Annotated in this window: 15 protein-coding genes; 5 read left to right on the forward strand and 10 right to left on the reverse strand. The window is 70.8% G+C overall.

Going from position 1 to position 21,150, the window contains the following annotated elements; translation table 11 throughout:
• Positions 1-134: 134 nt before the first annotated feature.
• From pepN (DEJ50_RS22275) to DEJ50_RS22290, 4 genes are all read right to left on the reverse strand, one after another.
• Positions 135-2,717 carry an aminopeptidase N gene (pepN, locus tag DEJ50_RS22275; RefSeq protein ID WP_150209718.1) on the reverse strand — a complete coding sequence of 861 codons (2,583 nt, stop codon included), beginning with the start codon at positions 2,715-2,717 and terminating at the stop codon, positions 135-137.
• Between the two features lie 178 nt (positions 2,718-2,895).
• A complete protein-coding gene (locus DEJ50_RS22280) occupies positions 2,896-3,927 on the reverse strand; it encodes an aspartate-semialdehyde dehydrogenase (RefSeq protein WP_150209720.1) in 1,032 nt (343 codons plus the stop codon).
• 171 nt (positions 3,928-4,098) lie between these two features.
• Positions 4,099-7,419, reverse strand: a complete 3,321-nt coding sequence (locus tag DEJ50_RS22285; protein ID WP_150209721.1) for a S8 family serine peptidase — start codon at positions 7,417-7,419, stop codon at positions 4,099-4,101.
• Between the two features lie 262 nt (positions 7,420-7,681).
• Positions 7,682-8,242: a CGNR zinc finger domain-containing protein gene (locus DEJ50_RS22290; RefSeq protein WP_150209723.1), complete on the reverse strand. Its 561-nt coding sequence runs from the start codon at positions 8,240-8,242 to the stop codon at positions 7,682-7,684.
• 115 nt (positions 8,243-8,357) lie between these two features.
• On the opposite strand from DEJ50_RS22290, the gene DEJ50_RS22295 reads away from it, so the two are divergent.
• Complete coding sequence (locus DEJ50_RS22295) at positions 8,358-8,804, forward strand: VOC family protein (RefSeq protein WP_150209724.1); 447 nt, start codon at positions 8,358-8,360, stop codon at positions 8,802-8,804.
• Between the two features lie 11 nt (positions 8,805-8,815).
• Complete coding sequence (locus tag DEJ50_RS22300) at positions 8,816-9,715, forward strand: pyridoxamine 5'-phosphate oxidase family protein (RefSeq protein ID WP_150212289.1); 900 nt, start codon at positions 8,816-8,818, stop codon at positions 9,713-9,715.
• On the opposite strand, the gene DEJ50_RS22305 is transcribed toward DEJ50_RS22300, so the two are convergent.
• Positions 9,691-10,656 carry a hypothetical protein gene (locus DEJ50_RS22305; protein WP_150209725.1) on the reverse strand — a complete coding sequence of 322 codons (966 nt, stop codon included), beginning with the start codon at positions 10,654-10,656 and terminating at the stop codon, positions 9,691-9,693. The genes DEJ50_RS22300 and DEJ50_RS22305 overlap by 25 nt on opposite strands.
• Positions 10,657-10,878: 222 nt before the next feature.
• A complete protein-coding gene (gene pepN / locus DEJ50_RS22310) occupies positions 10,879-13,443 on the reverse strand; it encodes an aminopeptidase N (protein WP_150209726.1) in 2,565 nt (854 codons plus the stop codon).
• Positions 13,444-13,561: 118 nt separating this feature from the next.
• Here pepN (DEJ50_RS22310) and DEJ50_RS22315 point away from each other — a divergent pair, with 118 nt between their 5' ends.
• On the forward strand, positions 13,562-14,209 hold the full coding sequence (locus tag DEJ50_RS22315) for a DsbA family protein (protein ID WP_150209727.1): 648 nt from the start codon (positions 13,562-13,564) through the stop codon (positions 14,207-14,209).
• Between the two features lie 113 nt (positions 14,210-14,322).
• Here the strand turns inward: DEJ50_RS22315 and DEJ50_RS22320 are convergent, their stop codons facing one another.
• From DEJ50_RS22320 to DEJ50_RS22330, 3 genes are all read right to left on the reverse strand, one after another.
• Positions 14,323-14,979 (reverse strand): superoxide dismutase, encoded by a 657-nt coding sequence (locus DEJ50_RS22320; protein WP_150209728.1) that lies wholly within the window; start codon positions 14,977-14,979, stop codon positions 14,323-14,325.
• 162 nt (positions 14,980-15,141) lie between these two features.
• Entirely contained in the window at positions 15,142-16,545 is a 1,404-nt protein-coding gene (locus DEJ50_RS22325; protein ID WP_150209729.1) for an amino acid permease, read from the reverse strand.
• 144 nt (positions 16,546-16,689) lie between these two features.
• On the reverse strand, positions 16,690-18,069 hold the full coding sequence (locus tag DEJ50_RS22330) for an amino acid permease (RefSeq protein WP_150209730.1): 1,380 nt from the start codon (positions 18,067-18,069) through the stop codon (positions 16,690-16,692).
• Positions 18,070-18,303: 234 nt separating this feature from the next.
• On the opposite strand from DEJ50_RS22330, the gene DEJ50_RS22335 reads away from it, so the two are divergent.
• Complete coding sequence (locus DEJ50_RS22335; RefSeq protein WP_150209731.1) at positions 18,304-18,888, forward strand: biotin transporter BioY; 585 nt, start codon at positions 18,304-18,306, stop codon at positions 18,886-18,888.
• An 81-nt stretch (positions 18,889-18,969) separates the two neighbouring features.
• Here the strand turns inward: DEJ50_RS22335 and DEJ50_RS22340 are convergent, their stop codons facing one another.
• The gene (locus DEJ50_RS22340; protein WP_150209732.1) at positions 18,970-20,409 is read right to left on the reverse strand and encodes an amino acid permease; all 1,440 of its coding nucleotides are present in this window, start codon (positions 20,407-20,409) and stop codon (positions 18,970-18,972) included.
• 244 nt (positions 20,410-20,653) lie between these two features.
• On the opposite strand from DEJ50_RS22340, the gene DEJ50_RS22345 reads away from it, so the two are divergent.
• Positions 20,654-21,142, forward strand: a complete 489-nt coding sequence (locus tag DEJ50_RS22345) for a ribose-5-phosphate isomerase (protein ID WP_150209733.1) — start codon at positions 20,654-20,656, stop codon at positions 21,140-21,142.
• The last annotated feature ends 8 nt before the right edge of the window (positions 21,143-21,150 follow it).

A 21,150-nucleotide genomic window follows, 5' to 3' on the forward strand; every position in this document is an offset into this window, starting at 1 on the left:
GGGCGGAGCCCGTGCACCCTACGGGGTCCGGGGCGGAGCCCCGGTTTCGGGAAGGGGCGGGGTGGGGAAAGGCCCCGCGCAGCGGACAGCACGGTGCCCCGGCCCCGCCTCGGCGGGGCCGGGGCACCGGGGGGTCAGGACGCCGCAGCGGCGTCCGCGGCCTGCGCCTTCAGCGCGCGCTCCACACCCGCCCGCGACTCCGACACCAGCCGCCGCAGCGCAGCGTTCGGCTCCGCCGAGGACAGCCACGCGTCCGTCGCGTCCAGCGTGGCCTGCGACACCAGCAGCGACGGGTAGAGACCCACCGCGATCTGCTGTGCGATCTCGTGGCTGCGGGTGTCCCAGATCCCCTTGACCGCCGCGAAGTACTTCTCCGCGTACGGCGCCAGCAGCTCCCGCTGGTCGGTCTGGACGAAGCCGCCGATCACCGCCTCCTGGACCGCGTTCGGCAGATCCGCGGACTCCACCACCGAGGCCCAGGCCGCGGCCTTCGCCCCGGCCGTCGGACGCGCCGCCCGCGCGGTGGCCGCGTGCCGCTCGCCCGCCGCCGTCGCGTCCCGCTCCAGCTCCGCCGCGATCTCCGGCTCGTCGGCGCGCCCGGTCGCGGCCAGTCGCTCCAGGAAGGCCCAGCGCAGCTCGGTGTCGACCACCAGGCCGTCGACCGTCTCGGTGCCGGCCAGCAGGGCGGCGAGCAGGTCCAGCTGGGCCTCCGTGCGCGCGGTGGCCGCGAACGCCCGCGCCCACGCCAGCTGATGGTCGCTGCCCGGCTCGGCCGCCCGCAGGTGCGACAGGGTCGCCTCGGTCCAGGTGGCCAGGCCGGTGTCCCGCCACGCCGGGTCCGCGTACAGGTCGAGGGCCAGCTTGACCTGACGGTGCAGGGACTGCACCACGCCGATGTCCGTCTCCTTGGCGATGCCCGACAGCACCAGCCCCAGGTAGTCGCGGGTGGCGAGCTCGCCGTCCCGGGTCATGTCCCAGGCCGAGGCCCAGCACAGCGCCCGCGGCAGCGAAGCCTCGAAGTCGCCCAGGTGCGCGGTCACCGCCGCCAGCGATTCCGCGTCCAGCCGGACCTTCGCGTACGACAGGTCGTCGTCGTTGAGCAGCACCACGTCCGGACGGCGGTGGCCCACCAGCTCCGGCACCTCGGTCAGCTCGGCGGCGGCGATGTCCAGCTCCACCCGCCGCTCGCGCAGCAGCTTCCCGCTGGCGTCGTCCAGCGCGTAAGCGCCGATCGCGATCCGGTGCGGGCGCAGCACCGGCTCGCCCTTCGCGCCGGCCGGCAGGGCCGGGGCCTCCTGGCGGACCTTGAAGGAGGTGATCACCCCGTGCGCGTCCGTCTCGATCTCCGGGCGCAGGACGTTGATGCCCGCGGTCTCCAGCCACGCCTTCGACCAGGCGGCCAGGTCACGGCCGGAGGTCTCCTCCAGCGCGCCCAGCAGGTCCGACAGCCGCGTGTTCCCGAAGGCGTGCGCCTTGAAATAGGCCTGCACACCGGTGAAGAACTCGTCCATGCCGACGTAGGCGACGAGCTGCTTCAGCACCGAGGCGCCCTTGGCGTAGGTGATGCCGTCGAAGTTGACCAGGACGTCGTCCAGGTCGCGGATCTCCGCCATGATCGGGTGGGTGGACGGCAGCTGGTCCTGCCGGTACGCCCAGGTCTTCATGGAGTTGGCGAAGGTGGTCCACGAGTGCGGCCACTTCGAGTCCGGGTGGTAGGCCTGGCAGGCGATCGAGGTGTAGGTCGCGAAGGACTCGTTCAGCCAGAGGTCGTTCCACCACTCCATGGTGACCAGGTCGCCGAACCACATGTGGGCCAGCTCGTGGAGGATGGTCTCGGCCCGCACCTCGTACGCCGCGTCCGTCACCTTCGACCGGAACACGTACTGGTCGCGGATGGTCACCGCGCCCGCGTTCTCCATCGCGCCGGCGTTGAACTCCGGGACGAAGAGCTGGTCGTACTTGGCGAACGGGTAGTCGTAGGCGAACTTCTCCTGGAACCAGTCGAAGCCCTGCCGGGTGACCTCGAAGATCGCGTCCGCGTCGAGGAACTCGGCCAGCGAGGGCCGGCAGTAGATGCCGAGCGGAACGGTCTGGCCGTCCGGGCCCTCGTAGGAGCTGTGTACGGCGTGGTACGGGCCGACGATCAGCGCGGTGATGTACGTCGAGATGCGCGGGGTCGGCTCGAACACCCACAGGTTGTCGGCCGGCTTCGGCGTCGGCGAGTTGGAGATGACCGTCCAGCCCTCGGGGGCCTTTACGGTGAACTGGAAGGTCGCCTTCAGATCCGGCTGCTCGAAGGAGGCGAACACCCGGCGGGCGTCCGGCACCTCGAACTGGGTGTACAGGTAGGCCTGCTGGTCGACCGGGTCGACGAACCGGTGCAGGCCCTCGCCGGTGTTGGTGTACGCGCAGTCGGCGACCACCTTGAGCTCGTTCGGGCCGGCCGCAAGGCCCGCCAGCGCGATCCGGGAGTCCCGGAACACCGCCGCCACGTCGAGCGACGTGCCGTTCAGGACGACCTCGTGCACGGTCGGCGCGACCAGGTCGATGAAGGTCTCGGCATTCGCCTCCGCGGACTCGAAGCGGACGGTGGTCACGGAGGGGTAGGTGCCGCCCTCCTGCGCACCGCTGAGATCGAGCTCGATCTCGTACGAGTCGACGGTGAGCAGCTTCGCCCGCTGCTGAGCCTCTTCACGGGTCAGGTTCGTGCCAGGCACGCGTTCATCTCCTTTGATGGTGACGTTGCCCCGACATCCTTCCACGCGGGGCGCTCCACCGCGCCGGAGTAACCCACGGGCGAACGCGGCGCCCGGTTTCCCCGGCTTTGCCCGCCGGGACGCACGAAGGGGCGGCACCCCTGCTCGGGGTACCGCCCCTTCCGGGACCCGGGGCGGGTCAGCCCTGGCTGAGCTCCTCGGCGACCAGCTCGGCGATCTGGACCGCGTTCAGCGCGGCACCCTTGCGGAGGTTGTCGTTCGACAGGAACAGCGCGAGGCCGTGCTCGACCGTCTCGTCCGCCCGGATGCGGCCGACGTACGAGGCGTCCTTGCCGGCCGCCTGGAGCGGGGTCGGGATCTCCGAGAGGAGGACGCCGGGTGCGTCCTTGAGCAGCTCGTAGGCGCGCTCCACGCTGATCGGGCGGTCGAAGCGGGCGTTGACCTGGAGGGAGTGGCCCGAGAAGACCGGGACGCGCACGCAGGTGCCGGAGACCTTCAGCCCCGGGATCTCCAGGATCTTGCGGGACTCGTTGCGGAGCTTCTGCTCCTCGTCGGTCTCGAAGGAGCCGTCGTCGACCAGGTTGCCCGCGAGGGGGACCACGTTGAAGGCGATCGGGCGCTTGTAGACGCCGGGCTCCGGGAAGTCGACCGCCTCGCCGTCGAAGGTCAGCTGGTCGGCCGCCTCGGAGACCGCGCAGGCCTGGGCCTTGAGCTCGGCGACACCGGCCAGGCCGGAGCCGGACACGGCCTGGTAGGTGGTGGCGACCAGCGCGGTCAGGCCGGCCTCCTCGTGGAGGGGGCGCAGCACCGGCATCGCGGCCATGGTGGTGCAGTTCGGGTTGGCGATGATGCCCTTGGGGCGGTTCTTGATCGCGTGCGGGTTGACCTCGGAGACCACCAGCGGGACCTCGGGGTCCTTGCGCCAGGCGGAGGAGTTGTCGATCACCACGGCGCCCTGGGAGGCGACCTTCTCGGCGAGGGCCCGGGAGGTGGCGCCGCCGGCGGAGAAGAGCACGATGTCGAGGCCCGCGTAGTCCGCCGTGGACGCGTCCTCGATGGTGATCTCGCGGCCTTCCCACTCGATCGTCGAGCCGGCCGACCGGGCCGAGGCGAACAGCCGCAGCTCGTCCACCGGGAACTTGCGCTCGGCGAGGATGCGGCGCATGACGCCGCCGACCTGTCCGGTGGCTCCGACGATTCCGACCCTCACGGTGACTCCTTCTGGTACGTACAGCTGGGGCAAGCCTGCTCCATCATGCGTGCGACCCCGGCGGGCTTGTCCAATCGGTTGTCCGCAGTACGGACGATCTGTGGGCATGCAGCAGGGGCCGGTGCTCGGGAGAGCACCGGCCCCTGCTGTTTCCCCAGGGTGCTCGGACCGTTACGGGGTGACCTTCTCGATCTGGACGCTGCCGGTGCCGGCGGCGGTGCCGCGGGCGTTGAGCAGCTGGACCTGGCCGAAGAACTGACGGCCCTCGGGGGCCGCGCTGTTCACCAGGACATTGGCCGAGACCGGCGCGGTGGCGCCGTTGCCGAGGTTCACCGTGGCGGCCTCGTCGACCTGGACGGAGCCCAGGGCGGCCGAGAAGAACACGTCGCGGTAGTCGTACGTGGTGGTGCCGGCCGGGATCGCGTAGCCGATGACCTCGATGGTGTAGGTGCCGGCGGCCGGGTTGGCCAGGCTGACCGACTCCTCGGAGTCGCCGTCCGCGGAGGAGCCGACCTTCACGCCGTCCTTGTAGACGTCGAGGTCCAGGTCGGCGGCGGCGTCGGAGACGTTGCCGATGGCGATGTCCAGCCGGGAGACGCCCTCACCGATGGTGACGGTGCTGGTCTGGGTCTCGTGCTCGGAGATGGTCGGCTTGGCCACCTTCGCGGAGCCCAGCGCGCCGCCCTTGAGCTTGCCGCCGGTGATGCCGGCGAAGTCGTTCTTGACGGTCCACTGGACCGGCGCCGGGGTGCCCTGCTTCACCTCGGGCAGCACCTTGACCGCGGGGTCGAAGGCAGTGCCGAGGACGGCCACGTCCAGCTTGAACGGGTTGTCGAGCAGCGGCGAGGTACGCCGGGCCTCGACCTCGATCTCCCAGACGCCCGGCTGCGGGTCGGTGTACGACCGCAGGTCGGGACGGCAGGTGTTGGCCGGGTTGTTGTAGTTCGGGTAGCAGTTGACCGTGGAGGTCGGGTCCACCGGCACACCGTAGGGGTGGATCGCGATGAACCGGGTCTGGCTGTCCGCGGCCAGGCCGCTCATCGCGATCTCGAGGGACTTGGCGCCCTGCGGGACCGTGACGAAGTACGAGATGTGGCTGTTGCGCTGCACCGAGGAGCCGTGCGAGAAGCCGTACCCGGGCTTGGCCAGCGGAGCCGAGGCCACGACGGTGGCCAGGATCTGCTTGTCGATGCCCTCGGTGGTCTCGTCGTCCAGCTGCAGGATGCTGCTGTGCACGCCGGCCGAGCCGGCCTTGGCCTCGACCTTGATGGTGACGGGCTTGTTCAGCGGCAGGGTGACGTAGTCGTAGCCGCCGATGACCTTGAAGGTGCCGTCGTTGTGGCGCCAGCTCAGGTTGTGCCGGGTGCCGTACTTCACGCCGGTGGTGCGGGTGACGACGACGTCGTAGACCTTCTTCTGGTTGACCTTGAGGCCGCCCTCGCGGTCGTACAGGCCGGCGCCGAAGCCCGGGGTCTTCAGGAACTGGTCGATCGCGGTGTCGACCGGGGCCTTGACGGTGAACTCGTTGGCCTTGGCACCGCGCTGCACGGACTCCCAGGCCGCCGGGATGTCGATCAGACCGGAGCCCTGGGCGTGCGCCGGGACGCCGTCGATCTTCTTGGCGGAGCTGGTGAGCGCCGTGCGCAGGGCGGCCGGCGTGAGCGCGACCTTCTGCTGCTTGGCGGCCGAGATCAGCAGGGCGCTGGCGCCCGCCGCCTGCGGCGAGGCCATCGAGGTGCCCTGGAGCATGCCGTAGCCGGCCGGCAGCGCGTACCCGGCCTCGGCGACCGGCTGGCCGGGCACCCAGGTCTGGATCGTGTTGATCGAGGCACCGGGGGCGCTGATGGTCGGGGTGAACCCGCCGTCCTCACGCGGACCGCGCGAGGAGAAGTTGAACATGTTGTACTTCTTCGCCACCGCGGAGCCGTAGTTGGCGGCCCAGGTCTCCTTGGAGACCGCGGCACCCACGCTGATGACCTTGTCGGCCAGCGAGGGGTCGCCGATGGTGTTCAGGCCCGGGCCCGAGTTGCCGGCCGAGATGACCAGCTGGACGCCGTAGGTGTCGATCAGCCGGCCGTAGAGCTCGGCCCGCGCGTTGTTGCCGTCGTTGAGGGCCGGCAGACCGCCGATGGACATGTTGACGATGTCCACGCCGCGGTTGGCCACCAGGTCGATCATGCCCTCGGTCAGCGCCACGTTGGTGCAGCCGCCGGACCAGGAGCAGGCGCGCGAGGAGACCAGCTTGGCGCCGGGGGCGGCGCCGTTCATCTTGCCGCCGAACAGGCTGTTGGCGGCGGTGATGCCGGCCACGTGGGTGCCGTGCTCGGACTCGATGATGCCGATGTTGACGAAGTCGGCCTTCTTGCCGACCCAGTCCCCGCCCAGCGGGTCCATCGGGACGTCCTTGCGGATCTGGATCACGAAGGGGATCCGGTCCGCGACCTCGGTCGCCGGGTTCTCGGTGCCGAAGTAGCCGATCTGGTAGCCGTCCTTGTACGGCTTCATCGGCTCGTTGTTGGTGAAGTCGCCGTCCTGGTCGGTGTCGACGCGGACGGTGCCGGCGGCGGCGTCGTAGAGCATGCCGAACCGGTCGGTGGTGTCCCCGTCCCGGTTGACATCGCCCTTCATGTCACCGGTGGCGGTGATCGACTCGCTGAACCGGCTCCACTGGAAGCTGCCCTCGGGAGCCTTCCAGCTCTGGCCGCCCGCGGTGAAGGTGCCGCCCGCGGCGGTGACCGGGGTGATCTGGGCGCGCCAGGTGCCGTCCGAGTCGGTGATCGGGTCGGTGGCCGTCACCCAGTCGACGATCTTGCGCTCGCCGGTGGTGGTCTGCTGGAGGGCCGGGTGGCCGAGGTCGACGCCCGAGTCCAGGATGCCGATGGTCACGCCGCGGCCGTCGGCCTGCGGGTTCTTCTTCACGAACTCCACGGCACCCGTCTCGTGGGACGGGTTGTACGGGTTCTTCGCCGGGGTGTCCTTGCCGGGCGCCGGGTAGGCCTCGGCGGTGCGCTTGGCGGTGCCCGCCGCGCGGTCGGCCTCGGGGCGCGGGTCCGGGAGCTGGATCTCGTGCCGCAGGTCGATCGCGTGGACGGAGGACAGCTTGGCGGCGGCCTTGAGCGCGGCCTCCGCCTTGTCCGTCGGCAGGGTGGCGCGGACGTAGCCGATCTTGTCGTACGTCTGGCCCACCGAGCCGCCCTGGACGGCGTCGAGCTGCTGGGCGACCTGCTTGGTCTCGCCGGGGGCGGTGGCGACCATCACGGTGACGGTCTTCTCGCCCTTGTCCTGGGCTTCCTGGAGGAGTTCGGCATCGGCCGAACCGAGCTTCTGCTCGGCGGACTTGACCGGAGCGGTCGTCCACGGGTCATCGGCACTGCCCGCAGCGAAGGCGGGCACGGCGCCGGCGGCCACGAGGGCGGCCACCAGACCGGCCGCGGCGGCGACGCGGGCGGTGCGTCTGGCGCCGGGTATGGAGCCGGGGGATTCGAGGGTCATCAGCATCCCTGGTATGTGAAAGATACGGTCCGGATTTCGGTGCCGGATGACCGGTCAGCTTTGCGCAATTGACAGCTGCGTGGGGAGAGTTGCCGGATAACGAGTGGGGACATGGCGGACTCTCGCCAGTGCGCGGGATGTGCCAGGGCGGCCGTACCGGGTCATACCCGTACGAGACTTGGGTGCCGACGAGCCGATTTATCGACTCTTTGATGTCCGGGGCGGGGCGATCGCCGACCGGGGTGTGACAGTTTCCGTGCGATCAGCGCTCGCGCGTGCGCGCGTAGTGCCGCGAGGCCTTGGCCCGGTTGCCGCAGGCGGCCATCGAGCACCAGCGCCGGGTGCCGTTGCGCGAGACGTCGTGGAAGTGCAGGACGCAGCCCTCCCCGGCGCACCGGCGGATCCGGTCCGGGGCGGCGGCCAGCAGGCCGAGATAGTCCCGGGCCGCGGTCCAGGCCGGCCCCCAGGACGGATCGCCGAACTCGGCCCGCTCGCCCTGGCCTTCCCCGGTCAGGGTGAGCCGGATCCGGCCGTGCTCCAGGACGCCGTCGACCAGGGCGCGGGCCCCGGGATCGGCCGGATCGGCGACGGCGCGGGCGATCGCCTCGCGGGCGGTCAGCAGGTGGACGAGCGTGGCCGCGTCGGCGCGGAACCGGTCCGCCAGCCCGTTGGCCCGCAGCCAGACGGCCAGCCCCGCCACCCGGCTCAGTCCGGCCGCGCCCGCGAAGAGGTCCTGCGCCTCGCCGTCCGCCATCCAGCGGGTGTTCAGCAGGTCCAGCGCCACCGGCTCTCCGGTCAGCGGGCGGGGGTCGGTCGCCGTCATCGTGCTGCCTCCGTTGCGTGCTAACCCCTCAAGACTACGTGACCGGTTGACGGTGATCTCTCTAACCTTTAACGTTGATTTAGAAGGTTAGCCAGTCAAGGGAGAGGCGCACACCATGACCACGCTCCGCACCGGCCATGTCGGCCTGAACGTCACCGATCTCGCCCGGTCGACCGGCTTCTACCGGGACACCCTCGGCTACGACCTGCTGGCCGAGGGCAAGGAGGAGGGCCGCCGGTTCGCACTCCTCGGCCACGGCGGCGAGCTCTCCCTCACCCTGTGGGAACAGGCGGACGGCGCCTTCGCCCCCGCCGCCGCGGGGCTGCACCACCTGGCGCTGACGGCAGCGGACCTCGAGGAGGTCCGCGCATACGAGGTCAGGCTGCGCGCCCTCGGCGTCGACTTTGCGTACGACGGGATCGTCGCCCACGGCGAGGGAGCCGCCTCCGGCGGCATCTTCTTCCACGACCCCGACGGCATCCGGCTGGAAATCTCCGTCCCGACCGGAGCCGAAGGCGCCCCGGCACCCGTCGCCGCGGCTCCCACCTGCGGGTTCTTCTAGTGAACGGGACGATCGCGGCCTACCACCCCGGCACCCGCGCGGTGCAGGACCGGGTCGGCGTCCGGGAGCTCGCCGATCACGTCGGCCGCTCCATCGGCACGGACATCCGGGAGGTCGCGGCTGCCTTCCTGACCCGGCAGCCCTTCCTGGTGATCGGCGCGGCCGACCCGGAGGGCCTGGTCTGGGCCTCAGTGGTGGACGGAGCACCCGGGTTCCTCCGGGCCGTCGGCCCCCGCCGGATGGGGGTCGCGGGCCGCGTCCCGGACGGCGACCCGCTGGCCGGTGCGCTCACGGTTCCCGGGCTGCCCGTGGGCACCATCGTCCTCGACCCGCGGACCCGGCGCCGGATGCGGCTCAACGGCACGCTTGCGGCGCCTGCTCCCGGCGGTTTCGCCGTCCGCGCAGAACAGGTATTCGCCAACTGCCCCAAGTACCTGCAGAAACGGCAGCCGCTGGATGCGGTCGAGGAAGGACGCGGGGGCGTGCGCCACGGGGGTGCGCTCGCCCCCGGCCAGATACGGGCCATCCGGGCCGCGGACACCTTCTTCATCGCGACCACCGCCGAGGACGGGGTCGACGCCGGCCACCGGGGCGGGAACCCGGGGTTCGTTCAGGTGCGGTCCGCACACGAACTGGCCTGGCCGGACTACCCGGGGAACGGGATGTTCCTCACCCTGGGCAACCTGGCCGCCGATCCACGGGCCGGACTGCTCTTCCCGGACTGGGAGACCGGGGCGGTGCTCCAGCTCAGCGGCCGGGCCCGGACCGAGTTCGGGACGGACGGGCAGCGGACCGTGGTCTTCACGGTCGAGTCGGTGGTCGAGAGCCTCAGGGCCGGGCGGTTGCGCTGGAGCGCCCCCGAATACTCCCCGGCGAATCCGCCGGTTCACCGGGGGAGTACGACGAGATAGCCCGCCGGGTCGCGGTCGCCGGACGCCGTCAGTGCCGTCCGGACGACCGCGGCCTGCTGCTCGGCATGGTCGCGCAGCTTGCGCGGGGTGATGTGGATGACCGTCACCCCGAGCCGCTCCAGGGCCTCCCGCTTGCGGGCGTACTCCGACCACTGCTCGTCCTCGCCCTGCCGGGGGGCCCGGGTGTCCAGCTCGACGGCGACCGCGAAATCGGGCCAGTACGCGTCCACACCGCCCAGGTGCGGGCCGCCCGGCACCCGCAAGTCCACGTTCCAGACCGGCTCCGGGAGCCGGTACCTGCGCACCATGTCGTACAGCCGGTCCTCGGCGATGCCCCGGCCCTCGGCGAGCAGCGACTCCACGGCGTCCACCACATGCGCGCGGTTCAGCAGCCGGGCCACCGTCAGCTCGCGGACCAGCGCGGCCGGCTCGCAGTGCCCGCCGCGGACGGCCTCGCTGAGCAGCCGGCGGACCGTACCGGCATCCGACAGCTGGGCGACGGCGTCGGCCACCGCCCGGGCCACCGGGGCGACCGGCAGACCGGTCACCTCGTTCGGCCGCGGCGGGGTCTGCGCCCGCACCAGCCGGGCACAGCCCGCCGACCGGAGCCGCCGGGTGCTCGGCACCAGGACGTCGATGTGCTGGAGGGCCAGCAGCGGGGGAGCGGAGCTGAACCGGTACAGCGCCAGGGCGGCGAGCCCGGTGATCATCGCCTCCCCGCCCCGCCGCCCGGCGTACAGCAGGACCGCGTGCAGCCGCTCCTCGCTGGTGGCCGGACCCGCGTGCAGGAGGAACACCCCGGGCAGGATCTGCTGCCAGGGGCGCTCCGCGGCGTCGGCGGCGGTGACGCCGTGCTCGCGCAGCTGCGCGAGGGTCAGGACGCGGGGACGGCCACCGGTGCCGGCGAGGTGGCGGAGGGGGAGGGGGGTGTTGTGGTTCATGCGGCTGGGATTCCCGGCCGGTGCGGGTCCGCTAACCCGTGTTACACGCCTGTCGTCAAAACGGGACAAGCCGGAGCTAAAGTACGGACGTTCGACTGCCGAGTAGGCGCAGCCCCACGCAGCCCCCGCGCAGCCTCTGACAACGGACCGCGCCCGCACCCCGGCCAGGAGCCGGGATACGGGCGCGGGGGCAGAACTGCGGGGCCGGTGGCCGGTGGCCGGTCAGGCCGCGGCAGCCGCGTCACAGGCCTGGGCGCGCAGCGCCCGGGCCAGGTCGTCGCGGGCCTCCAGCACCAGCCGCCGCAGGGCCGGCGCCGCCGCCGGATGCGCCGACAGCCAGGCATCGGCCGCCGCCAGCGTCCCCTCGTCGTCCTGCAGGGACGGGAAGAGGCCGCGGACCACATCCATGCCGATCTGGATGGAGCGTTCGGCCCACACCCGCTCCAGCACGGCGAAGTACGGCTCCACGTACGGCGCCAGCAGCGCCCGCTGCGAAGACTGCTGCATGCCCGCGATGGTCGCCTCGACCAGCGCGTTCGACAGCGTGTCCGACTCGACCACCGCGGCCCACGCCTGGTCCTTCACCGCCGCCGACGGCCGCGCCGCCATGCACCGCACATGGTGCCGCTTGCCCGATGCCGTGTCGTCGCGGGCGAGTTCCGCGGCCAGCACGCCCTCGTCCACCGCGCCGTGCGCGGCCAGCGGCAGCAGCAGGTCCCAGCGCAGCTCCTGGTCGATCTCCAGGCCGTCGATCCGGGCGGTGCCCTCCAACAGGCCCAGCAGCAGCTGGAAATCGCCCTCCGAGGAGGCGCTCGCCGCGAAGAACCGGGCCCAGGTCAGCTGATGCTCGGAACCCGGCTCGGCCAGCCGCAGCTCGTGCAGCGCGCCCGCCGCCAGCTCCCGCCCGCCCTGCTCGCGCCAGGCCGGCGCCGCGTAGTGGGTGACCGCGCCCAGCGCCTGCGCGTGCAGCATCTGGAGCACGCCCACGTCCGACTCCCGCCCGGCGAAGGCCAGGACCAGGGAGAGGAAGTCGCGCGCGGGCATCAGCCCATCCCGGGTCAGGTTCCACAGCGCCGACCAGCACAGCGCCCGCGCCAGCGGATCCGTCACCGAGCCCAGGTGCCGGCGCAGGGTGGCCAGCGAGCCCTCGTCGAAGCGGATCTTGCAGTAGGTCAGGTCCTCGTCGTTGACCAGGACCAGGTCCGGGCGCGCGGCCCCCGCCAGGTCCCCGATCACCGTGCGCGGCCCGGCGACGTCCGCCTCCGCCCGGGCGTACCGGACGAGCGAACCGTCCGCCTCCAGCCGGTACAGGCCGATCCCGACCCGGTGCGGGCGGAGCTCCCCGCCCTCCTGGAGGACGGCCAGCTCGACCACCCGGCCCGCCGCGTCGTAGGTGACCGCCGGGGTCAGTGCGTTCACGCCGGCCGTCTGGAGCCAGGCCCGCGACCACTCGGCCATGTCCCGCCCGGACACCTCGCCGAGCACCGCCAGCAGGTCGTCCAGCGTGGTGTTCCCGTAGGCGTTCGCCTTGAAGTAGCGCCGCGCGCCCTCCAGGAACGCCTCCCGCCCGACGTACGCCACCAGCTGCTTGAGCACGGACGCGCCCTTGGCGTAGGTGATGCCGTCGAAGTTGAGCTTGGCGTCCTCCAGGTCGCGGATGTCGGCCGTGACCGGGTGGGTGGACGGCAGCTGGTCGGCCCGGTAGGCCCAGGCCTTGCGGTTGTTGGCGAAGGTCACCCAGGCCTGGTCGAAGCGGGTGGCCTCGACCTGGGAGAAGGAGCCCATGAAGTCCGCGAAGGACTCCTTCAGCCACAGGTCGTCCCACCACTTCATGGTGACCAGGTCGCCGAACCACATGTGGGCCATCTCGTGCAGGATCGTGTTGCACCGGCGCTCGTAGGACGCCCGCGTCACCTTCCCGCGGAAGATGTACTCCTCCCGGAAGGTGACCATGCCCGGGTTCTCCATTGCGCCGAGGTTGTACTCGGGCACAAAGGCCTGGTCGTACTTCCCGAAGGGGTACGGGTAGTCGAAGTTCTCGTGGAAGAAGTCGAAGCCCTGCTTGGTGACGAGGAAGATGTCCTCCGCGTCGAAGTGCTTGGCCAGGCCCTTGCGGCACATGGCGCCCAGCGGGATCGTCAGGTCCCCGCGGGTGTAGGTGTCCGTGACGTAGTGGTACGGCCCCGCCACCACGCAGGTGATGTACGTGGAGATGGGCGCGGTCTCGGCGAAGCGGCGGGTCAGCCCGTCCTCGGACCGGGACTCCTCGGCGCCGTTGCTCCACACCTGCCAGCCCTCGGGCGCGGTCACCTCGAAGCGGTACGGCGCCTTCAGGTCCGGCTGCTCGAAGTTCGCGTAGACCCGGCGGGCGTCGGCCGGCTCGTACTGGGTGTAGAGGTAGATCTCGCCGTCCTCGGGGTCGACGAACCGGTGCATCCCCTCGCCGGTGCGGCTGTAGGCGCAGTTCGCGTCCACGACCAGGACGTTCTCGGAGGCCAGGCCGTCCAGTGCGATCCGGGCCCCGTCGAACACGGCGGCGGTGTCCAGCTCCCGTCCGTTGAGGGTGACGCTGTTCACCGAGGGGGCGATCAGGTCCGCGAAGGTGGCGGTGCCCGGTGCGGCGGCCCGGAAGCGGATGGTGGTCACCGACCGGAAGGTGCGCGGGCCCTCGGCCGGTTCGGCCTCGTCGACCGCGGACCTCAGATCGAGGACCACCTCGTACCCGTCGACGCTCAGCAGCTCGGCCCGCCCACGGGCCTCGTCACGGGACAGATTCTCTCCGGGCACAGGCACTCCTTCGTGCGATCTCACCGTCTCGGCTCGAATCCTCCCACGGGAATGCGGGGCGACCGCGGCCGGTTGGGCTGGGGGAACACAGTCCAGGCCATTGAGTAAGAGGAGTGACATGTCCGACAGCCAGGTCCGCGAGAAGACCCCCGTCGACTTCTGGTTCGACCCGCTCTGCCCCTGGGCCTGGATGACCTCCCGCTGGATGCTGGAGGTCGAGAAGGTCCGCGACGTCGAGGTCCGCTGGCATGTGATGAGCCTCGCCGTGCTCAACGAGAACAAGCTCGACGAACTGCCCGAGCGCTACCGCGAGCTGCTCGGCCCCAAGGGCTGGGCGCCGGTGCGCGTGGTCGTCGCGGCCCAGCAGAAGTTCGGTGACGAGATCACCGGCAAGCTCTACACCGAGCTCGGCACCCGTATCCACAACGAGGACAAGGGCGCGACCCGCGAGGTGATCGCCGAGGCGCTGGCGGCCCTCGACCTGCCGGCCGAGCTGCTGGAGTACGCCGACTCCGACGAGTACGACGAGGTGCTGCGGGCCTCCCACAACGACGGCATCGACCGGGTCGGCCAGGAGGTCGGCACCCCGGTGATCTCGGTGCCCGGGGCCGACGGCGGGGAGGTGGCCTTCTTCGGTCCGGTCGTCACCCCGGCCCCGCGCGGCGAGGCCGCGGCCCGGCTGTGGGACGGCACCCTGCTGGTCGCCTCGATCCCCGGCTTCTACGAGATCAAGCGGACCCGGACGGCTGCCCCCTCCTTCGAGTAGTCCGAAGACAGGAGACCCCCGTGAGTCACGTCCTCACGGGGGTCTTCTGCTGGACACGCCCGCCGGTGAAGGTTGAGAAGACGATCACGAGGCGGACGGGCTCGGGGGTGCGATCAGCCCTTGACGGGGATCAGCAGCGGGGTGTTCGCCTTGGCGTCGGCGTAGCGCTTGGCCACGTCCTGCCAGTTGACGACGTTCCACATGGCCTCGATGAAGTCCACCTTCTGGTTCTTGTACTGCAGGTAGAAGGCGTGCTCCCAGGCGTCGAACACGAGGATCGGGGTGCTGGCGACGCCCACGTTGCCCTGGTGGTCGTAGACCTGCTCGACGACCAGCCGGCCGCTGACGGGCTCGTACGCGAGCACGCCCCAGCCGGAGCCCTGGGTGGCGGAGGAGGCGAAGGTCAGCTGCTTCTTGAACTTGGCGAAGGAGCCGAAGGATTCGGTGATCGCGTCCGCGAGGTCGCCCACGCCGTCGGCCGCGGTCGGCTCGCCGCCGCCCTCACCGGTCTTCGGGCTGGCCATGTTGTGCCAGTAGATGCTGTGCAGGATGTGGCCGGAGAGGTGGAACGCGAGGTTCTTCTCCAGGCCGTTCAGCGCGCCCCAGTTCTCCTTGTCGCGCGCCTCCGCCAGCTGCTCCAGCGTGTTGTTGGCGCCCGTGACGTAGGCCGCGTGGTGCTTGTCGTGGTGCAGCTCGATGATCTGCGGGTTGATCACAGGCTCGAGTGCCGCGTAATCGTACGGAAGCTCAGGAAGCGTGTAGATGGCCATGCGTGTAATCCGGTCCCCTCAGCGTGCCAACTGCTTATTGCAATCAATGCGCAACTGCACGCTAGCAGTATCTATTCCTGGTCACACGTAAGGGTTACCTCTCTCAATAGCCGGTGGGCCCCGTGCGATTGCACGGGGCCCACCGGTGAATCTGTGGGGGTGTCAGGCGCGCGAAGCGGTCCGGCGCTGCATGACGTAGCCGGTGACGGCGAGGGCGGCGGTCAGCCCGCCGGTGAAGATCACCTGGACCCGGGTGTCGGCGTCCCAGGCCATCAGCACCAGCACGCCGGCCACACCGGCCAGGGCCACCCAGGTGAGATAGGGGAAGCCCCACATCTTCACGACCAGCTTCCCGGGGGCCTCCCGCTCCAGCCGGCGGCGCAGCACGAACTGCGAGACGGCGATGAAGCCCCAGACGACGAGGATGACCCCGCCGACCATGTTCAGCAGCCAGGCGAACAGGGTGTCCGGGTACCAGTAGGACAGCAGCACGGTGACGAAGCCGAAGCCGGAGGAGGCCAGCACCGCCCGGCGCGGCACCCGGCCCGTCACCTTGCCCAGGGCCTTCGGGCCCTGCCCGCGGGCGACCAGCGAGTAGGCCATCCGGGAGGAGCCGTAGATGTTGGCGTTCATCGCGGACAGCAGGGCGATCAGGATGACCACGTTCATGATCTGGCCGGCCGCCGGGATGCCCAGGTGGTCCAGGGTGGCGGCGTACGGGCCCTGTCCGGTGACCGCCGGGTCGTTCCAGGGCAGCAGGGTGACGATCACCAGCATGGAGCCGACGTAGACGACGGCGATTCGCCACATGGTGGTCTTCACGGCCTTGGCGACCCCGCGCACCGGGTCGTCCGACTCGGCGGCGGCGATGGTCACCGTCTCCAGTCCGCCGTACGCCACCACCGAGGCGAGCAGCCCGACCAGCAGGCCCTCCACCCCGTTGGGGAGGAATCCGCCGTCGTGGAGCAGGTTGGCGGTGCCGGGGGCGGCGGTGCCGGGCAGCAGGCCCAGGACGGCGAGCGTGCCCAGGCCCAGGAACAGGGCGATCGCGCCGATCTTCAGGGCGGCGAACCAGAACTCGAATTCGCCGAAGTTGGAGACGGCGGCCAGGTTGGAGCCGCAGAAGACCGCCATGAAGACCAGCACCCACATCCAGGACGGCGTCCCGGGGAACCAGCCGGTCATGATGTTCGCGGCACCGATCGCCTCGATGGCCACGCCCACGCACAGCAGGGTCCAGAACATCCAGCCCGCGGTGAACCCGGCCCAGGGGCCGATGGCCCGCTCGGCGTGCACGGAGAAGGACCCGGAGGCCGGGTTGGCCGCGGACATCTCGCCGAGCATCCGCATCACGAACATCACGAGCAGCCCGGAAGCGGCGTACGCGAGCACGATCGAGGGGCCGGCCGCGGCGATGCCGGCGCCGGAGCCGACGAACAGCCCGGCGCCGATGACCCCGCCGAGGGCGATCATCGACAGGTGCCGCTGCTTGAGTCCGTTGGACAGCGGGGAACCGCCGGGCGGCGCGTCCTGCTGCCGGGGAGGGGTGAGGGTGGTCTGGCTCATGGGGTGGGTGCCTGTCCGGTGTGCGGGGGGACGGGTAGTGCGCCCCAGTCTGGCCCGCGTCCGCTCAGCGGACATCGACTGCCCGCTATCCGGACAGTCGGGTCACGCCTCGTGATCATCCCCGTACGCCGGCCGGTCCGGATGTCAGGCGCGGCGGTCGCGCCATTCCCGGATCCCCGCCACGGCCAGCACCACGGCCGCCGCACCCGCCGACCACAGCACCTGCGGCCGGGCCGTGTCGTCGGTCAGCATCAGCACCAGCACCAGCCCCATCCCGGCCAGGGCCGCCCAGGTCAGATACGGGAAGGCCCACATCTTCAGGGTCAGCCGCTCCGGGGTGGTCCGCTCGATACGGCGCCGCAGCCGCAGCTGGGACACGGCGATCAGCGCCCATACGAACAGCAGGACCGCGCCCACCGCGTTCAGCATGTACAGGAAGATCGTGTCCGGCCACAGCAGGTTGAGCACCACGGACGCGAAGCCGAAGGCCACCGAGGCGATCACGGCCCGCCGCGGCACCCCGCCCGGGGACACCGCCAGCAGCGTCTTCGGCGCCTCGCCGCGCTCGGCCAGCGAGAACACCATCCGCGAGGACCCGTACAGGTTCGCGTTGAGCGCCGACAGCAGCGCCACGAACACCACGATGTTCATGATCTGGCCGGCCGCCGGAATCCCGATCGAGTCGAGGACCTGTACGTACGGGCTCATCCCCGGAGTCATCGAGGTCCACGGCAGCAGGGTGACGATCACCAGCATCGAGCCGACGTAGAAGAAGAGGATGCGCCACACCGCGCTGCGCACCGCGCGCGCCACCGAGCGCGCGGGGTCCTCGGACTCGGCCGCCGCGATGGTGACGACCTCCAGTCCGCCGAAGGCGAAGACCACGGCCAGCACGCCCGAGATCACACCCTCCCAGCCGTGGGGCAGGAAGCCGCCCTGGCCGGTGAGGTTGGTGAGCCCGATCGGGTCGGTGTCCGGCAGCAGCCCGAAGATCGCGAGGGTGCCGAGGATCAGGAAGAGCACGATCGCGCCCACCTTGAGGGAGGCGAACCAGAACTCGAACTCGCCGAAGTTGCGCACCGCGGCCAGGTTGCTCGCGGTGAACACCACCATGAAGATCAGCACCCAGACCCACTGGTCCACGGCCGGCACCCAGCCGTTCGCGATCTTCGCGGCGCCGGTCGCCTCCACAGCCAGCACCACCACGAGCAGGAACCAGTACAGCCAGCCGACCGAGAAGCCCGCCCAGCGGCCCATCGCCCGCTCCGCGTGCACGGAGAAGGAGCCGGAGGCCGGCATCGCGGCGGACATCTCGCCCAGCATCCGCATCACCAGCATCGCGAGGGTGCCCGCGAAGAGATAGGAGAGGACGATGCCGGGGCCGGCCACGGTGATCCCGGCGCCGGAGCCGACGAACAGGCCGGCGCCGATGACCCCGCCCAGTCCCAGCATGGTCAGATGGCGCTGCTTCAAGCCGTGGCCGAGGGGTTCTTCGGCAAGTTCCGGCAGGGGTGCTTGTGACATCCCGACAGTGTCCCCGAGCGAGGAGCGGCGAGGCAAAACGGGCGCGTGCCAACCAAAACCCTGCGTGATTCACATCACTTCGGGCGTTCCGCTTGTGAATGGGCAGCGGCGCTTTGTGGATTCCCCACCAAGGGCGCCCCGGCGGCTTGTCCCGGGACGCGGTGTGACCGGCCGGTCACCGCGATTAGCGTCGTGGCGTCCCGCTTTCCTCCCTGCACCACCGCGGAGTCCCTCATGAGCACTGCTTCCGTCGTCACCCGGCCCGGCCTGGTCCTCGCCGACCTGCTGCCCGCGACCCGAGTCCGGGACGCCGTCCTGGTGGCCGGCGGTGCCGCCCTCACCGGCCTCGCCGCGCAGATCGCCGTCCCGGTCCCCGGATCCCCGGTGCCCGTCACCGGCCAGACCTTCGCCGCCCTGCTGGTCGGCACCGCGCTCGGGGCCCGGCTCGGCTTCCTTGCGCTGGCCCTCTACGCCGTGGCCGGCACCGCCGGGGTGCCGTGGTTCGCGGACGGCACCTCGGGGGCGGGCGGCGCCTCCTTCGGCTACGTCCTGGGCATGGTGCTGGCCTCGGCGCTGGTGGGCGCGCTGGCCCGGCGCGGCGCCGACCGCTCGGTGCCGCGTACCGCCGCCACCATGGTGCTGGGCTCCGCGGTCATCTACGCGGTGGGCGTCCCGTACCTGATGGCCGCCACCGGAATGTCCCTGTCCGCGGCCGTGGCCGCCGGCCTCACCCCGTTCCTGATCGGCGACGCCCTCAAGGCCGCCCTGGCGATGGGCGCACTGCCGGCCGCCTGGAAGCTGGCCGGCCGCCGCGGCTGATCCGCGACGCGTAGGTCCGTACGACAGAGCCCGGCCCGCCGATCACGGCGGGCCGGGCTCTGTCGTACGGACGGGGTGTGGCTAGGCGGCGGCGCGGGCCGCAGCCTTGCGGCGCCGGTCGAGCGCGAAGCCGACGGCCACGACGGCGGCGGCGACCAGGGTGGACAGGGAGACCACCTCGCGGTTGGCGTCGTCGTAGAACATGTAGCCGATCACGAAGGTGATCAGGGCCGCGGTCGCCCAGGTCAGCCAGGGGAAGAGCCACATCTTGACGGTCAGCTTCTCCGGTGCCTCGGCCTGAAGGATCTTGCGCATGCGCAGCTGGGTCAGGCAGATGACCAGCCACACGAAGAGCGCGATCGCACCGGAGGAGTTCAGCAGGAAGCTGAAGACGGTGTCCGGGTTGGTGTAGTTGAAGACCACGGCGACAAAGCCGAAGACCGTGGAGCCCAGGATCGCGATGGTCGGCACGCCCCGCTTGTTGACCTTGGCGAAGGCCTTGGGCGCGTCACCGCGCTCGCCCAGCGAGAACGCCATGCGGGAGGCGGTGTACAGGCCCGAGTTCAGGCAGGACAGCACGGCGGTCAGGACGATCACGTTCATGATCTGGCCGGCGGCCGGGATGCCGATCGAGTCCAGGGCCGCGACGTACGAGCCCTTCTCGGTGATCGACTTGTCGTTCCACGGCAGCAGGGTCAGGACCACGAAGATCGAGCCCAGGTAGAAGACGCCGATGCGCCAGATGACCGAGTTGGTGGCCTTGGTGACGGCGCGGCGCGGGTCCTCGGACTCGCCGGCGGCCAGGGTGACGATCTCGCTGCCCATGAAGGAGAAGACGACCATCAGCACACCGGTGAGGACGGAGCCCCAGCCGTTCGGCATGAACCCGCCGGTGTCGGTGAGGTGTGCGAAGCCCGCACCCGGGTTGTCGGAGCCGGGCAGCACGCCGAACACGGCCAGCAGGCCGATGCCGACGAAGGCGGCGATGGCGACGACCTTGATGCCGGCGAACCAGAACTCGAACTCGCCGTAGGAGGCGACCGAACCGAGGTTGGTGATGGTCAGGACGGCCATCACGATCAGGGCCCAGGCCCACTGCGGGACGGCCGGGACCCAGCCCTCGAGGATGACCGCGCCGGCGGTGGCCTCGACGGCCAGGACGACGACCCAGAAGAACCAGTACAGCCAGCCGATGGAGAAACCGGCCCAGCGGCCCAGCGCGCGGTCGGCGTAGGCCGAGAAGGAGCCGGAGTTCGGGCTGGCCGCAGCCATCTCGCCCAGCATCCGCATGACGAAGACCACCATCGCGCCGACCAGCGCGTAGGAGATCAGGATGGCGGGACCGGTCTTGGCGATGCCGCCGCCGGAGCCGACGAAGAGTCCCGCTCCGATGACGCCGCCGATGGCGATCATGGACAGGTGGCGGTTCTTGAGACCGGCCTTCAGACCGTCGGAAGACTGCGGGGTACCGGGGTCACCGGTGGGTCCACCTGTCTTCTGCAGGGTCGTCGTGGAGCTCATGGACGAATCCTTAAGTTCTCGGGTTGCGAGGCCCCGGAAGTAAAACCCGGGATGAACGCGAGGCGGAAGACCTGAATCCGGATCGTTGCCGTGAGGCGAAGGTCCGGGACGTTGGTCCCGAATGCCGCACCCCCGTCTGAACTGGGCACTTTGGGATTACTTGAGCTTTCGGCGGAACGGTCGGAGTGACTTACGCGACACCCCGTCCCCGGCCTCCGGCGCCCCTCATGCCACACTCGTGACCATGCGCGTGTACCTCGGATCCGACCATGCCGGCTTTGAGCTCAAGAACCACCTGGTGGACTGGCTCAAGAACAACGGCCACGAGCCCGTCGACTGCGGGCCCCACATCTACGACGCGGTGGACGACTACCCGCCGTTCTGCCTGCGCGCCGCGGAGAAGACCGCTGCGGACCCGGAGGCCCTCGGCATCGTGATCGGCGGCTCCGGAAACGGCGAGCAGATCGCGGCCAACAAGGTCAAGGGCGTCCGCGCCATCCTCGCCTGGAGCGTGGAGACCGCGAAGCTCGGCCGTGAGCACAACAACGCCAACGTCATCTCCGTCGGCGGCCGGATGCACACGGAGGAGGAGGCCACCGCCTTCATCGAGGCCTTCCTGGCGACCCCGTACTCGAACGAGGAGCGCCACACCCGCCGTATCGACATGCTCAGCGCCTACGAGCAGACCGGCGAGCTCCCCCCGATCCCCGCCCACCACCCGCAGCAGGGCTAGCCCGCCCG

The organism is Streptomyces venezuelae, from assembly GCF_008642295.1.
Classification (GTDB): Bacteria; Actinomycetota; Actinomycetes; order Streptomycetales; family Streptomycetaceae; genus Streptomyces; species Streptomyces venezuelae_C.